Consider the following 14,223-nt stretch of genomic DNA (forward strand, 5'->3'; position numbering starts at 1 on the left):
TTGCGTTAGCAACCAGATATGGTCGTGACGCGATGGAAGCATGGTTTTATTTACGCCATTGTAAACAACCGATCGCGTGCGGAAAAGAGACAGAGTGGGATTGGTTTAGAAATGCGTGTCCGGATCGTCGTGACTGAGTGCGTATTGGATTTGATCAAAGTTAAAGCCACGTGACTGTAAAAAGCGCATGCGTTTGGCTTTTTCCTTTTGCTCGGCAGGCGGAAGGCGACCATCGAGATCGGCATATTTACGCTCTGCGGTCTCTCTGGCTAGCGCATACCAGTCAACCTCCTGCTCCTGTTCGGCGCGTGATAACAACTCAGTGTCGATACCTTTTCGCTTGGCGTCTTGGCAAATACGTAACCAGCCATGGTGTTTACTCACACCTTGGCGCAACAAGCTGGCCGCAAAGCGGGCATCATCCAACCACCCACGCGCCAGACACTGCTCCAGCGTGATGTCGATGGTGTCTTGGTCAAAGCCGCGTTGCGACAGTTTTTGCTGCAGTTCGTGAACAGAGTGGTCACGGCGGGCCAATAAACCCACCGCGACCTCTTGGCACGACGCGGCCATTACAGTTGGTCGTCCTCGGTTTCTGCTTCTGCGTTCGCGTCGACCGCTTCGTTATTTAGCGCGGTTTGCAGTAGCATCTCACGCAAGGTGGTGTCGATTTCTTCAGCGACGTGCGGGTTTTCTTTTAGGTATTTACATGCGTTTGCTTTGCCCTGGCCAATTTTATCGCCTTTGTAGCTATACCAAGCACCGGCTTTTTCTACCAGCTTGTGTTTTACGCCCAAGTCCACTAATTCACCTTGCAAGTTAATGCCTTGGCCGTAAAGGATTTGGAACTCAGCTTGTTTGAAGGGTGCAGCGACTTTGTTTTTTACTACTTTGACGCGGGTTTCGTTCCCCACCACTTCGTCACCTTCTTTAATCGCACCAATGCGGCGAATATCCAAGCGAACCGAGGCGTAGAATTTTAACGCGTTACCCCCAGTCGTGGTTTCTGGGTTACCAAACATCACACCAATTTTCATGCGAATTTGGTTGATGAATACCATCATGGTATTGCTGTTTTTGATGTTGGCTGTGAGCTTACGCATCGCTTGTGACAACATACGCGCTTGCAGACCCATGTGTGAGTCGCCCATCTCGCCTTCAATCTCAGCTTTAGGTGTCAATGCCGCTACCGAGTCAATGACGATCATATCGACAGCGCCCGAGCGTGTCAGTGCATCAGCGATTTCCAACGCTTGCTCACCGGTATCTGGCTGAGAGACCAAAAGGTTATCGATATCCACACCCAGCTTGCGCGCATAAATAGGGTCAAGGGCATGCTCAGCGTCGATAAAGGCACAGGTCTTACCCATTTTTTGTGCTTCGGCAATCGCTTCTAGCGTCAGCGTCGTTTTACCTGATGACTCTGGGCCATAGATTTCGATAATACGACCAAAAGGCAGGCCACCTGCACCTAGGGCGATATCGAGAGACAAAGAGCCGGTCGATACGGTTTCGATGTCCATAGTGCGGTCATCACCCAGACGCATGATTGAGCCTTTGCCAAATTGCTTTTCGATTTGTCCGAGTGCGGCTGCGAGCGCCTTTTCTTTGTTATCGTCCATTTCAGTCTCCAGGAAATAAAACGCTATCGCTATGCGATGAAAGCTATCAGTAATTGGGGCTAAGTATACTGTCCATTTATACAGTGTCTAGCCCTGTATAGAAAAAATCTTTGTGATGCGACACGCCTCCAGTTACGGAGACAAGCGCGTGAGAGCATGTGACAACGCGTGCACGACCGTTTGTTCACGGACCGCGCGCCTATCACCCTCAAAATGACACACTTCAGTGTCGGTTTCGCCGCCATGCCAAGCCCATGCGAACCACACGGTGCCAACAGGTTTATCCGCACTGCCTCCACTCGGACCAGCGACACCGCTAACGGCAATCGCCAAGTCAGCGGCAGCCTCATTGAGTGCGCCCTCTGCCATGGCCGTTACCACAGGCTCACTGACCGCGCCGTATTGGGTCAATAAATCGTCTGGCACATGCACCTGTTGATGCTTAGCCTGGTTGCTATAGGTGACCCAAGCTTGCTGAAACCACTGCGAGCTACCCGGCACGTCCGTCAAGCAGTAAGCAATACCGCCACCGGTGCAAGACTCTGCGGTGGTCACCGTTAAGCCCGCATCCAATAAGGCGTCGCCGAGTTGCTTTGCTAGCGAGAATAACTGTTCCACCATTCACTCCTTTTGTTTAGGGTGAAGAAACCGGTACCGCAACTTTACCCTTTGCCGTACGATCACGTATTCTACCTACCCTTTTCAATGTTCCATTTTGCAGGTCTAGTCGTGACAGTACAAGCGCTCGAAAAGCACACCCCTATGATGCAACAGTACCTCAAACTCAAGGCGCAGCACCCTGAAGAACTGCTGTTCTATCGCATGGGGGATTTTTACGAACTCTTTTACGACGATGCCAAACGTGCCTCTCAGCTTTTGGATATCTCGCTGACTAAGCGCGGCAGCTCAGGCGGTGAACCGATCCCCATGGCGGGTGTGCCCTTTCATGCCGTAGAGGGATATTTAGCCAAGCTGGTGCAGCTAGGAGAGCCGGTGGCGATTTGTGAACAGATAGGTGATCCCGCCACGAGTAAAGGCCCGGTTGAGCGCCAGGTGGTGCGAATCGTCACCCCCGGTACGGTATCGGATGAAGCGCTGCTTAGCGAGCGGGTTGATAACTTGGTCGCCGCACTGACCTGTCATAACGACCAATTTGGTTTTGCCACGCTAGATATCACATCAGGGCGCTTCGTGCTGACCGAACCTGCCACCTACGAGCAAATGCAAGCTGAGCTGCAACGCACGCAACCGGCAGAGCTGCTTTACCCCGAAGACTTTCCCTACCCTGATTTACTTGCGGTGAGCCGCGGCGCAAGGCGTCGCCCCATTTGGGAGTTCGATCTCGACACTGCTCGCAGTCAACTGACCGGTCAATTTGGCACGCGCGATTTAGTCGGTTTTGGCGTGGAAGACTGTACGCTGGGGCTCTGTGCCGCTGGCTGTGTGTTGCAATACGCCAAAGAAACCCAACGCACCGCGCTCCCCCATATTCGTGCCATCATCAAAGATCAGCAAGACACCGCTGTGGTGTTAGACGCTGCCACACGGCGTAATTTAGAGATCACCCAAAACCTCGCTGGCGGCACCGACAATACGCTGGCTGACGTTTTGGATCGGACGACGACGCCGATGGGCAGTCGCTTACTGAAGCGCTGGCTCCATCAACCTCTACGCGATAGCCATGTACTCAACCAACGTTTGGATGCAATCGGGACATTGCTTGATAGTGGCCTACACTCGGAATTAAGTGCAGCACTCAAACCTATCGGCGACATTGAACGTGTACTTGCTCGCTTGGCAATGCGATCCGCCCGTCCGCGTGATATGGCAAGGCTGCGCACCGCATTAGCACAGCTGCCCGAGGTACAGACACTGCTCACCGAGCTGGATCACGGTGCGTTTTCCGATTACCTCACTGCCACCACACCGATGCCAGAGCTGCAAGATTTGCTCACCCGTGCAGTGGTCGAGAACCCGCCGGTGGTGATCCGTGATGGCGGTGTGATTGCGCCAGGTTACAACGCGGAACTGGATGAATGGCGCGACTTATCGGAAGGCGCATCACGCTACTTAGAAGAACTAGAAACCCGCGAGCGCGAGCAATATGGCATCGATACTCTGAAGGTGGGTTATAACCAAGTCCATGGCTTTTATATCCAAATCAGCCGCGCGCAAAGCGATCGGGTGCCGACACACTATGTCCGCCGGCAAACGCTTAAAAATGCAGAGCGTTACATTATCCCAGAATTAAAAGAGCACGAAGATAAAGTCTTAAGCTCTCGCTCTAATGCGTTAGCGTTAGAGAAGCGTTTGTGGGAAGAGTTGTTTGATTTGTTACTGCCACACTTGGCCCAGCTGCAACATGCCTCTGAAGCGCTCTCTGGGCTCGATGTACTATGTAACCTCGCCGAGCGAGCAGATACACTCAATTATCACCGCCCCACCCTTAGCGACAAACCGGGGATCAATATTGAGGCCGGTCGCCATCCTGTGGTTGAACAAGTGATGACTGACCCTTTTATTCCCAACCCCATCGCCTTAAGTCCTGAGCGCCGAATGTTGATCATTACCGGTCCTAATATGGGAGGTAAATCCACTTATATGCGCCAAACCGCGTTGATCACCTTGCTGAGTCATATTGGTGCTTATGTGCCCGCCGATCGTGCAACCATTGGGCCCGTCGATCGCATTTTCACTCGTATTGGTGCCTCTGATGATCTCGCTTCCGGCCGCTCCACATTTATGGTGGAAATGACAGAAACCGCCAATATTCTCCACAATGCAACTGCTAACAGCTTGGTGTTGATGGACGAGATTGGCCGCGGTACCAGCACCTACGATGGCTTATCTTTGGCGTGGGCCAGCGCGGAATGGTTGGCAGAGAAAATCCAAGCAATGACCTTGTTTGCCACCCATTATTTCGAACTCACTGAACTGCCAGGGCAAATGGAAGGCTTGGTGAATGTGCATCTTGATGCCATGGAGCATGGCGATGACATTGCGTTTATGCACGCGGTTCAGGAAGGGGCAGCCAGTAAGTCTTATGGTCTGGCCGTGGCGAGCCTCGCTGGCGTTCCCAAGCCGGTGATTCGGCGCGCCAAGCGTAAACTGGCACAACTAGAGCAAAGCGGCCAACATACCATTAATGCTGAACAAACGGTCGGTGATCCAGCCCCCGCTCAGCTCGCCTTACTGCCTGAACCCAGCGAGCTGGATAACGCAGTCGATGCGTTAAACCCTGATGATATGACCCCGCGGCAAGCCTTAGACGCCCTCTATGCCCTCAAGGCGTTACAGCAATCTCGCTAATCAGCCGCGCCGTCATCTTGCGAGCCATCATGACCGCCAATAAAAAGGGACAGCCATCGCTGTCCCTTCATTTGCGTCTATGATTGTCAGTCTCGCGCTATGACTGATGCGATATTGACAGCGCGTTTATTGCTCAACGTTAAAGAGCGACTCAATGCTCAGACCTTGATGCGTCAGCATATCGCGCAAGCGGCGTAGCCCTTCCACCTGGATTTGACGTACTCGCTCGCGAGTCAAACCAATCTCACGCCCCACATCTTCCAACGTTGACGCTTCGTGACCCAAAAGTCCGAAACGACGTGATAACACTTCTCGCTGCTTAGGGTTAAGCTCTTGTAGCCACTGCACAATCGACTTTTTCATGTCATCGTCTTGTGTGGTGTACTCTGGGCCGTCTTGCTTCTCATCTGGAATGATGTCTAGCAAGGCTTTTTCTGAATCGCCGCCAATTGGGTTATCCACAGAGCCAATACGCTCGTTAAGACGAAGCATCCGGTTCACGTCTTCCACTGGCTTATCAAGCTGCGCCGCGATGTCTTCAGCGGTCGGTTCATGGTCAAGCTTTTGCGCCAGCTCGCGCGCCGTGCGCAGATACACATTCAGCTCTTTCACCACGTGAATAGGCAGGCGAATGGTACGCGTTTGGTTCATGATGGCACGTTCAATGGTTTGACGAATCCACCAGGTTGCATAGGTTGAAAAGCGGAAGCCGCGTTCAGGGTCAAACTTCTCCACCGCACGGATCAGGCCGAGGTTTCCTTCTTCGACCAAATCGAGCAGCGCTAAACCACGGTTAGAATAGCGACGTGAGATTTTCACCACCAAGCGAAGATTACTCTCAATCATACGCTTGCGAGCAACCTCGTCACCGCGCAGCGCTCGACGTGCGTAGAGCACCTCTTCTTCAGCGGTAAGCAGCGGTGAAAAGCCAATTTCGCTGAGGTAGAGTTGGGTGGCATCAGAGGCCTTTGAAGTGGCCGCTTGTTGCTGTACTGCCTCTTCGACTTCTTCGAGCACCTCGTCAGCTTGAGCTTCCACGGTGTCGAATTCAACGTCTTGGTTCAAGCCGTCCAGTTTCTTTGCGGTATTTGTTTGGCTCATAGCGCCTCCCTTATGACGTAGCAGCTAAGCAGAACGCATTTCTGCTTATACCGGCCCCGTCACATTGGTGGCTGCGGCGATATCACCTTGGTTACCCTGTGCTACCGCTTTGGCAGATAATGTAACGGATTGACCGATTTTCCTTTGTAGCGAATTTCAAAATGCAACCGAACACTGTTTGCACCAGAACTGCCCATGGAAGCTATTTTCTGCCCCTTTTTGACAGCTTGGCCTTCTGAAACGTAAAAACTATCGTTATGCGCATAGGCGCTTAGATAATCATCATTGTGTTTCACTATTATTAATTTACCGTAACCCCGAAGCGCACTGCCGGCGTACACGACTTTTCCATCTGCCGCTGCCTGAATGCCCTGTCCTCGTTGTCCAGCAATATCTATGCCCTTATTGCCTCGCTCTGTGCTAGAAAATCGGGACACCATCCGGCCTCTGGTTGGCCATTGCCAGCTTATCTGTTGGTTAGATGGGCTGGCGGTCCGCTTTTTAACAGCTTGTTTACTTTTTTCTTTCGTTTGACTGTACCTCGACGATGACCCCGATTCAACGCCTTTTGTGCGTTCAGTCGCGGTTTTAGACTTCTTTTTTTCCTCGAATTTGCTAGGGTTGGCGCTTTTTCTAGAAGATGCTGCTGCCACGCTCGCGCTTGCAGCTGACGTTGTGGCAGAGGCCACATTTGTCGCGCCTGATGTGGATTGGGCCACGTCAGGGCGTTGGTAGGCGGGCTTCCACAAAGCCAGTGTCTGCCCGGGATAAATGGTATAGGGAGGCTGTAGATTGTTGTGTTCGATGATGTCGTCGATATCACGATCCGTGATATAAGCGATATAGTAGAGGGTATCGCCTTTCTTCACTTCGTAATAACTGCCGCGATAGCTGCCTCTATCAACGCTGGTATAGTCTGGTGTCACGCTGGATACCGGTGCCGGACCTCGCCAGGAACAACCAGATATAACCACTAACAGTGACAGAAAAAGCGCGATTTTCATCTGTTTTTAAACACAGCTCCATCTCTGAGACAGTTTATGCCAGCTCACCTGCCACCAGGGGAACAAATTTAACCGATTCAACCGTCTCGGTGTGAAAAGTGGTGCCTTGGCGAGTGACGCGCATCAATATTTGCTCATCATCACCAATCGGAATAAGCATCACGCCGCCATCATTGAGCTGATCGCACAGCGCGTCGGGCACGTGGGCCGCGGCCGCTGTTACCATGATCGCATCATAAGGGCCCTTCGACGGCCACCCTTGCCAACCATCTCCATGTTTTGTCGACACATTATAAATATCTAGCTGCTTTAAGCGCCGTTTGGCCAGCATTTGTAATGGTTTGATCCGCTCGACAGAATAAACATGATCAACCAAGTTAGCGAGGACCGCTGTTTGATAACCCGATCCGGTGCCAATTTCCAAAATGCGACTATCGCGTCGCAAATTGAGCAATGATGTCATCTTAGCCACAATATAAGGTTGTGAAATAGTCTGTCCCCATCCAATAGGTAACGCATTGTTACCATAAGCTTGGTGGGTCATGGCTTCAGAGACAAATAAATGCCGAGGCACCGCCTGCATGGCGTTTAGCACATCGGTGTCAGTCACACCTTGTTGCTGCAAAAATTGAATAAGTGATTGCGCTTGACTCAACGTCTGCTTCCTTTATCACTGAGTATAAGTCTATTGAAACGGTTGCCGCCTCAATGCGGCTCACCAACGATGACGTACTTGCCGCCTACTCACTTAACCATTGTGAAAACACGCCTAGGGTATCATGGGCGGTTAAGTCTACCTGCAGTGGCGTAATAGAAACGTACTGCGCCGCAATGGCGTGAAAATCGGTTCCCGGCCCTGCATCTTGGGTTTGACCTGGCGCACCGACCCAGTATATCGGTTTGCCCCGCGGATCGCTTTGTTTTATCACGTCTTCGGCATGATGACGGGCGCCAAGACGTGTCACTTTCCACCCCTCTAGGCTATCGATTGGCACATCGGGCACATTAATATTAATGAGGCGGTGACTGGGCGCGGCATGGCGCTGGTTCTTGGCTAAGAATTGTTTCACTACATGCGCAGCTGTCTCAAAGTGTTGGTGACCACATAGTGAGACTGCAATAGCTGGCGCGCCCAGGAAAAAGCCCTCTGTCGCCGCGGCCACTGTCCCCGAGTAAAGCACATCATCACCGAGGTTAGCACCATGGTTAATCCCAGTGATCACAAAATCAGGCTCCCAGGGTACCAATTGCCGTAGCGCCAAATGCACCGAGTCTGTGGGGGTCCCCTGAACCGCATAACGCTGAGGTCCAAGTTCGCGCACGCGTAAGGGGTTTTCCAATGTGAGTGAATTTGACGCGCCTGAACAATTACGATCCGGCGCGGCCACCACCACATCTGCGATGGTCGATAACGCTTCGGTCAAGGTTTGGATCCCTTGAGCATGGTAACCGTCGTCGTTACTAATCAATATTCGCATTGTGCTCTCCTTGTGGGCTCGCGACGACTAACTCTCGCATCACCGCGGTGGCAAATGCGCCCGCGGGTAAAAAGAAACTCACGGTTAAGGTGTCAGCATCGTGTGTCCAAGTCATCTCTTGCGGCAGTAAACACAACACACGACGGTCATGGCGCATGCGATTATCACGGATCACGGCTAATAGCTCAGGCTCTTTATCGACCACCGCTTGTTCAAAGTGCTGTGCTTGCCCCTCAGTGGGCAACGCATTATCGCCGGTCAGAGGGCCGGTGATCGCCGAATGACACTGCCCTGCCTGCTCAACCAAGTACGTTTGCTGCTGCGCGTCGAGACACAGGTCACCCGCCAAGGTAGAGGTAAAGGCATCCGCCTCTATTCGTGCAGAGACGACTTGATTAAACAGCAGCGACCGGGCTGCTGAGAGATAAAAACTGCGTTTGCTTTTGTCACGGACTTTTTTCTCTCCACGTCCCCAAGCGCGTGCCATCTCAACATTATTGCCATCACGGCCAAAGCGCTGTGCACCAAAGTAATTGGGCACGCCCTGATCGGCTATCGCGGCTAAGCGCGGCACTAAAGCCTGTGGCGACGCCAGATCACGAATGCAGAGCGTGAACTGATTGCCGGTCAGATCGCCAGGACGCAATTTATGCTGATGCCGGGCTGTCCCTTCAATGCTCACAACGCCTGGATGATTTTGGACAAACGCTGCTAAGTCCGGATCCGCTTTGCCTGGCAGATGAACACTGAACCATTGCTCAGTCACGGCGTGACGATCTTTAAGGCCCGCCCAGCTCACTTGCCGCGAGCTAACCCCACAGGCTTTTGCCAGCTCATTGGCGACGTATTTGGTATTTTCACCACGCTTTTTAATCCGCACTAAAAAGTGTTCACCTTGACCTGATGGGGTGAAACCCAGGGATTCTGAGACAATAAAATCGTCCGGTGACGCTTTTAACGTTCCTGACTGTGTCGGTTGGTCATGTAAGTAAGCCAAGGGCGCGAGTAAGTCTGTCATACGGCCTCTTTGTTTAATAGCACCACCGCCTCACAGGCAATGCCTTCTTTGCGTCCGGTAAACCCCAAACGCTCTGAGGTGGTGGCTTTGACGTTAACCGCATCCACCGTCACACACAAATCACTGGCGATGGTTTCACGCATTGCGTCGATATGTGGGCCCATTTTAGGCGCTTGCGCGATGATAGTGATATCTGCATTGCCCAAGCAATAGCCTTTGTCTTGTACTTTGCGGTAAACGTCGCGCAGCAGCATGCGGCTGTCGGCGCCTTTCCACTCATCACTGGTGTCTGGGAAATGCTGGCCAATGTCACCGGCAGCAATCGCGCCCAACAGAGCATCACACAGTGCATGGAGTGCCACATCACCGTCCGAGTGCGCAAGCAACCCTTGTTCATAAGGCACAGCCACACCACCAATGATCACCGGGCCATCACCACCAAATTTGTGTACATCAAACCCATGTCCAATTCGAATCATGATTTGCCTTCTTGTTGTGAAAGGTAAAACTCGGCCAGCCACTTATCCTCAGGGTGGGTGACTTTTATGTTGCTGGCACTGGCAGGGACCAGCACAGGCTTCCCCCCAAGCGCTTCAACGGCAGACGCTTCGTCAGTCACCTGATCGCCTGCCACATTAAGTGCCTGGATTAGCGTTTGGGTTAAAAACATTTGTGGGGTCAATGCATGCCAAAGCGCCTCACGCTCGACAGTGTGAGCCACCTGCCCTTGCGCGTCCGCACGCTTCATGGTGTCTCTAACCGGCGCCGCGAGTAAGGCGCCATCCGGGTGAGATTGCGCCTGTCTAATCAAGGCGTCGATATCGGCATGCGACACACAAGGGCGTGCGGCATCATGCACCATCACCCATTGCGTATTGACCACATCGAGTCCAGCTTGCACCGACGCGGCACGCGTCGCTCCACCCAAGACCACACGCACATTCGGACGTTCACTCAAGCGAGTGTGCGCAAAGTAGCTATCGTCAGCACCAATGGCGATGATCACGTCAGCCACGGCAGGGTGAGAGAGTAAACGCTCAACGGTATGCTCAATCAACATTTTGCCGGCTAGAGGGAGGTATTGTTTCGGGCAGCTAGCTTGCATCCTGCTGCCGACACCTGCGGCAGGTACCACGGCGCTTATTCCGGGCTGTAAAGCGGTGTTATGCTGCAAAGGGGGTTGTTCGACCACAAGTTATCTTCTTTGGTTGTACCGCCAGTCAACGGCTGTCAGTTACTGGGATTTATCGACTAATCGGAAAAATGTCTCGTCCGGCTTTATCATGCCCAGCTCATTGCGTGCGCGCTCTTCAATCGCTTCTTGCCCACGCTTCAAATCCGCAATTTCTGCGTACATTTGCTGGTTACGCTTAACGAGTTTTTGGTTGGCTTGTTGCTGTACGGCGACATTGGCTTCAATTTGCCAATAGTCTGTCACGCCATTTTTACCCAGCCACAGTTCGTACTGCAGCCACACGAGCGTGAGAAACAGTGCAACCGATAGCAGCCTCATACCTGTACTCCTTCCAATATCGGCTCAGGGTATTCACACCCTGATTGACTAACCGCATAGGCTAGCGGATCCGCTGGCTGGTGTCATGGTTTTCCTAAATGAAAAAAGCCGCCCCGTTAAACGGGACGGCTTTTTGGCAAAAAGTGCTTAAGTGCCGATTATTGGCCTTTCACTTCTTTTAGACCATTAAATGGTGCTTTTTCACCCAGCGCGTCTTCAATACGGATTAGCTGGTTGTACTTAGCCACACGATCAGAACGGCTCATCGAACCGGTTTTGATTTGGCCTGCAGCCGTACCAACCGCCAAGTCAGCGATGGTGGCGTCTTCTGTTTCACCTGAACGGTGAGAGATCACGGCTGTGTAGCCTGCGTCTTTCGCCATCTTGATCGCCGCCAGCGTTTCGGTCAGAGAACCGATCTGGTTGAACTTGATCAGGATAGAGTTCGCCACACCTTTGTCGATACCTTCTTTGAGGATCTTGGTGTTGGTTACGAACAGGTCATCACCCACTAGCTGAAGTTTGTCACCCAGCAGTTCAGTTTGGTGCTTAAAGCCATCCCAATCTGACTCGTCTAGGCCATCTTCGATAGACACGATTGGGTATTCTTCAGCCAGTTTTGCCAAGTAATGGTTAAACTCTTCTGAAGAGAAGGTTTTACCTTCACCTTTCATGTTGTAGATGCCTTGCTCTTTGTCATAGAACTCAGACGCCGCACAGTCCATCGCAAGAGTGATGTCTTTACCCAGCTCGTAGCCCGCTTGCTCAACCGCTTCTTTAATCGCAGCCAGTGCAGCAGCGTTTGATTCTAGGTTCGGTGCAAAACCACCTTCGTCACCCACGGCAGTGCTTAGGCCTTTGGCTTTCAGTACTTTTGCGAGGTTGTGGAATACTTCCGCACCAATGCGCAGTGCTTCTTTCAGGGTTTTCGCGCCAACAGGCTGGATCATGAACTCTTGGATATCAACGTTGTTATCCGCGTGCTCACCACCGTTAAGGATGTTCATCATTGGCAGAGGCATTGAGAACTGACCAGCCGTGCCGTTTAGTTCAGCAATGTGCTCAAACAAAGGCATGCCTTTCGCAGCCGCGGCTGCTTTTGCGTTAGCAAGAGACACCGCCAGGATAGCATTCGCACCAAATTTAGATTTGTTGTCAGTGCCGTCGAGATCGATCATCACTTGGTCGATATCGGCTTGGGCTTTCGCGTCTTTACCTTGTAGGGCTTCGGCGATTGGGCCGTTAACCGCTTCAATCGCTTTTAGAACGCCTTTACCCATGAAACGTGACTTGTCACCATCACGCAGTTCTAGCGCTTCGCGAGAACCCGTTGATGCACCTGAAGGTGCTGCCGCCATACCAACGAAGCCACCTTCTAGGTGTACTTCAGCTTCAACGGTTGGGTTACCGCGTGAATCGATGATTTCACGGCCTAGAACTTTAACGATCTTAGACATTGTGATTCCTCTCGTCTGTCATTGTTTTTAAAAATAAAAGCGGCTGCCTACGTTCAGGCGACCGCTCGAATCTCGTTTATAGCTCACCGCGCTGTTTTTTGCCTGCCGCCGCAACAAACCCGGCAAACAGTGGGTGGCCATCACGTGGTGTCGACGTGAATTCTGGGTGGAACTGGCACGCAACAAACCATGGGTGCTCAGGGTTCTCGATGATCTCCACCAGCTTTTTATCTGCAGACAAGCCTGAGATTGAAAGCCCCGCTTTTTCTAGCTGCGGACGCAATAAGTTGTTCACTTCATAACGGTGGCGATGGCGCTCGTGGATCTGCGTGTTGCCATAAAGCTGGTGTGCTTTAGACCCTTCCGTAAGATGACAAAGCTGTGCGCCAAGACGCATGGTACCGCCCAGATCAGAGGTTTCACTGCGCTCTTCCACTTTGCCTTCTTCATCCACCCACTCGGTGATCAGACCCACCACTGGGTATTTACTCTCTTTGTTAAACTCGGTCGAGTTTGCGCCTTCCATACCCGCGACGTTACGCGCGTATTCAATCAGGGCAACCTGCATTCCTAGGCAAATGCCGAGATAGGGCAGTTTGTTCTCACGCGCATATTGTGCCGCTAGGATCTTGCCCTCTACACCTCGGTCACCAAATCCACCTGGTACCAAGATAGCATCCAAGTCTTGCAGCATTTCCGTGCCACGTGTTTCAAGATCTTGCGAGTCTACATACTTGATGTTGACGGTGAGACGGTTTTTCAACCCACCGTGCTTCAACGCTTCGTTGACAGATTTATACGCATCCGGCAACTCGATATATTTACCCACCATACCAATGGTCACTTCGCCCATTGGGTTGGCTTCTTCGTAGCTGACCTGTTCCCACTCTGACAGGTCAGCTTCCGCCGCTTCAATGCCAAAGCGGCTGCAAACCAGATCATCCAAGCCTTGAGAGCGGATGAGTGATGGGATTTTGTAGATAGAGTCTACGTCTTTCATGGTGATCACGGCTTTTTCTGCCACATTACAGAACAGCGCAATTTTCGCGCGCTCATTAGCCGGGATCGGGCGCTCACTACGACACACCAGTACATCAGGCTGGATACCAATCGATAGCAGCTCTTTCACCGAATGTTGAGTTGGCTTGGTTTTCACTTCACCCGCGGCCGCCAAATAAGGGACCAGAGTCAAGTGCATAAACATGGCATGTTCGCGGCCGACTTCAACGGTCAGCTGGCGAATCGCTTCTAAAAACGGCAGCGACTCAATGTCGCCCACTGTCCCGCCGATTTCGACAATGGCAATATCGTGACCTTCACCACCGGCGATGATGCGGTCTTTGATCGAATTGGTGATGTGTGGAATCACCTGAATGGTGGCTCCCAGGTAATCTCCACGGCGCTCTTTGCGCAGTACATCCGCATACACACGACCAGAGGTAAAGTTATTACGCTTGGTCATTTTGGTGCGGATAAAGCGCTCGTAGTGGCCGAGATCAAGGTCGGTCTCTGCGCCGTCTTCCGTGACGAATACTTCCCCGTGCTGGGTAGGGCTCATTGTCCCTGGATCCACGTTGATATAAGGGTCGAGTTTCATGATGGTGACGTTAAGGCCACGCGCTTCAAGAATGGCTGCCAATGAGGCTGCAGCAATACCCTTACCGAGGGAGGATACAACACCGCCCGTAACAAAAATGTAGTTCGTCGTCATGCTAAACCTG

14 protein-coding genes are annotated in these 14,223 nt (G+C 52.2%); 1 reads left to right on the forward strand and 13 read right to left on the reverse strand.

All coding sequences use genetic code 11. The features are described 5' to 3' along the window. Positions 1–105: 105 nt before the first annotated feature. The 3 genes from BZG20_RS10210 to BZG20_RS10220 form a co-directional block, all read right to left on the reverse strand. Positions 106–573 (reverse strand): regulatory protein RecX, encoded by a 468-nt coding sequence (locus BZG20_RS10210; protein WP_152794935.1) that lies wholly within the window; start codon positions 571–573, stop codon positions 106–108. Next, positions 573–1,622, reverse strand: a complete 1,050-nt coding sequence (recA, locus tag BZG20_RS10215) for a recombinase RecA (protein ID WP_046074105.1) — start codon at positions 1,620–1,622, stop codon at positions 573–575. The genes BZG20_RS10210 and recA overlap by 1 nt, the downstream gene beginning before the upstream one ends. 132 nt (positions 1,623–1,754) lie before the next feature. Next, positions 1,755–2,240 carry a nicotinamide-nucleotide amidohydrolase family protein gene (locus BZG20_RS10220; protein ID WP_077578961.1) on the reverse strand — a complete coding sequence of 162 codons (486 nt, stop codon included), beginning with the start codon at positions 2,238–2,240 and terminating at the stop codon, positions 1,755–1,757. A 144-nt stretch (positions 2,241–2,384) separates the two neighbouring features. Between BZG20_RS10220 and mutS the strand changes: the two genes are divergently transcribed. Then, positions 2,385–4,931 (forward strand): DNA mismatch repair protein MutS, encoded by a 2,547-nt coding sequence (gene mutS / locus BZG20_RS10225; protein ID WP_198531476.1) that lies wholly within the window; start codon positions 2,385–2,387, stop codon positions 4,929–4,931. Between the two features lie 126 nt (positions 4,932–5,057). Here the strand turns inward: mutS and rpoS are convergent, their stop codons facing one another. From rpoS to BZG20_RS10275, 10 genes are all read right to left on the reverse strand, one after another. Next, positions 5,058–6,032 (reverse strand): RNA polymerase sigma factor RpoS, encoded by a 975-nt coding sequence (gene rpoS, locus BZG20_RS10230; protein WP_046074104.1) that lies wholly within the window; start codon positions 6,030–6,032, stop codon positions 5,058–5,060. 101 nt (positions 6,033–6,133) lie between these two features. Further along, positions 6,134–7,036, reverse strand: a complete 903-nt coding sequence (locus BZG20_RS10235; protein ID WP_077578933.1) for a peptidoglycan DD-metalloendopeptidase family protein — start codon at positions 7,034–7,036, stop codon at positions 6,134–6,136. 34 nt (positions 7,037–7,070) lie between these two features. Further along, positions 7,071–7,691: a protein-L-isoaspartate(D-aspartate) O-methyltransferase gene (locus tag BZG20_RS10240; protein WP_046074102.1), complete on the reverse strand. Its 621-nt coding sequence runs from the start codon at positions 7,689–7,691 to the stop codon at positions 7,071–7,073. Between the two features lie 85 nt (positions 7,692–7,776). Next, on the reverse strand, positions 7,777–8,514 hold the full coding sequence (gene surE / locus BZG20_RS10245) for a 5'/3'-nucleotidase SurE (protein ID WP_046074101.1): 738 nt from the start codon (positions 8,512–8,514) through the stop codon (positions 7,777–7,779). Beyond that, on the reverse strand, positions 8,498–9,532 hold the full coding sequence (gene truD, locus BZG20_RS10250; RefSeq protein WP_077578934.1) for a tRNA pseudouridine(13) synthase TruD: 1,035 nt from the start codon (positions 9,530–9,532) through the stop codon (positions 8,498–8,500). Before truD ends, surE begins: the two co-directional genes overlap by 17 nt. Next, positions 9,529–10,011, reverse strand: coding sequence for a 2-C-methyl-D-erythritol 2,4-cyclodiphosphate synthase (ispF, locus tag BZG20_RS10255; RefSeq protein ID WP_077578935.1), 483 nt, complete (start codon positions 10,009–10,011; stop codon positions 9,529–9,531). Before ispF ends, truD begins: the two co-directional genes overlap by 4 nt. Next, the gene (gene ispD / locus BZG20_RS10260) at positions 10,008–10,724 is read right to left on the reverse strand and encodes a 2-C-methyl-D-erythritol 4-phosphate cytidylyltransferase (protein ID WP_046074098.1); all 717 of its coding nucleotides are present in this window, start codon (positions 10,722–10,724) and stop codon (positions 10,008–10,010) included. The genes ispF and ispD overlap by 4 nt, the downstream gene beginning before the upstream one ends. Before the next feature lie 42 nt (positions 10,725–10,766). Next, a complete protein-coding gene (gene ftsB, locus BZG20_RS10265) occupies positions 10,767–11,045 on the reverse strand; it encodes a cell division protein FtsB (protein WP_046074097.1) in 279 nt (92 codons plus the stop codon). A gap of 158 nt (positions 11,046–11,203) precedes the next feature. Next, positions 11,204–12,502, reverse strand: a complete 1,299-nt coding sequence (gene eno / locus BZG20_RS10270; protein ID WP_046074096.1) for a phosphopyruvate hydratase — start codon at positions 12,500–12,502, stop codon at positions 11,204–11,206. Positions 12,503–12,578: 76 nt separating this feature from the next. Next, entirely contained in the window at positions 12,579–14,213 is a 1,635-nt protein-coding gene (locus BZG20_RS10275) for a CTP synthase (RefSeq protein ID WP_046074095.1), read from the reverse strand. Positions 14,214–14,223: the final 10 nt, after the last annotated feature.

This window comes from Salinivibrio sp. IB868 (assembly GCF_001995655.1).
GTDB classification, from domain to species: domain Bacteria; phylum Pseudomonadota; class Gammaproteobacteria; order Enterobacterales; family Vibrionaceae; genus Salinivibrio; species Salinivibrio siamensis.

What these genes read in the sequence shown, in the direction of transcription:
- rpoS (WP_046074104.1), bottom strand. Translation starts at nt 6,032, where the DNA reads ATGAGCCAAACAAATACCGCAAAGAAACTGGACGGCTTGAACCAAGAC.
- ftsB (WP_046074097.1), bottom strand. Translation starts at nt 11,045, where the DNA reads ATGAGGCTGCTATCGGTTGCACTGTTTCTCACGCTCGTGTGGCTGCAG.
- BZG20_RS10210 (WP_152794935.1), bottom strand. Translation starts at nt 573, where the DNA reads ATGGCCGCGTCGTGCCAAGAGGTCGCGGTGGGTTTATTGGCCCGCCGT.
- BZG20_RS10275 (WP_046074095.1), bottom strand. Translation starts at nt 14,213, where the DNA reads ATGACGACGAACTACATTTTTGTTACGGGCGGTGTTGTATCCTCCCTC.
- mutS (WP_198531476.1), top strand. Translation starts at nt 2,385, where the DNA reads ATGATGCAACAGTACCTCAAACTCAAGGCGCAGCACCCTGAAGAACTG.
- truD (WP_077578934.1), bottom strand. Translation starts at nt 9,532, where the DNA reads ATGACAGACTTACTCGCGCCCTTGGCTTACTTACATGACCAACCGACA.
- BZG20_RS10235 (WP_077578933.1), bottom strand. Translation starts at nt 7,036, where the DNA reads ATGAAAATCGCGCTTTTTCTGTCACTGTTAGTGGTTATATCTGGTTGT.
- eno (WP_046074096.1), bottom strand. Translation starts at nt 12,502, where the DNA reads ATGTCTAAGATCGTTAAAGTTCTAGGCCGTGAAATCATCGATTCACGC.
- recA (WP_046074105.1), bottom strand. Translation starts at nt 1,622, where the DNA reads ATGGACGATAACAAAGAAAAGGCGCTCGCAGCCGCACTCGGACAAATC.
- ispF (WP_077578935.1), bottom strand. Translation starts at nt 10,011, where the DNA reads ATGATTCGAATTGGACATGGGTTTGATGTACACAAATTTGGTGGTGAT.
- surE (WP_046074101.1), bottom strand. Translation starts at nt 8,514, where the DNA reads ATGCGAATATTGATTAGTAACGACGACGGTTACCATGCTCAAGGGATC.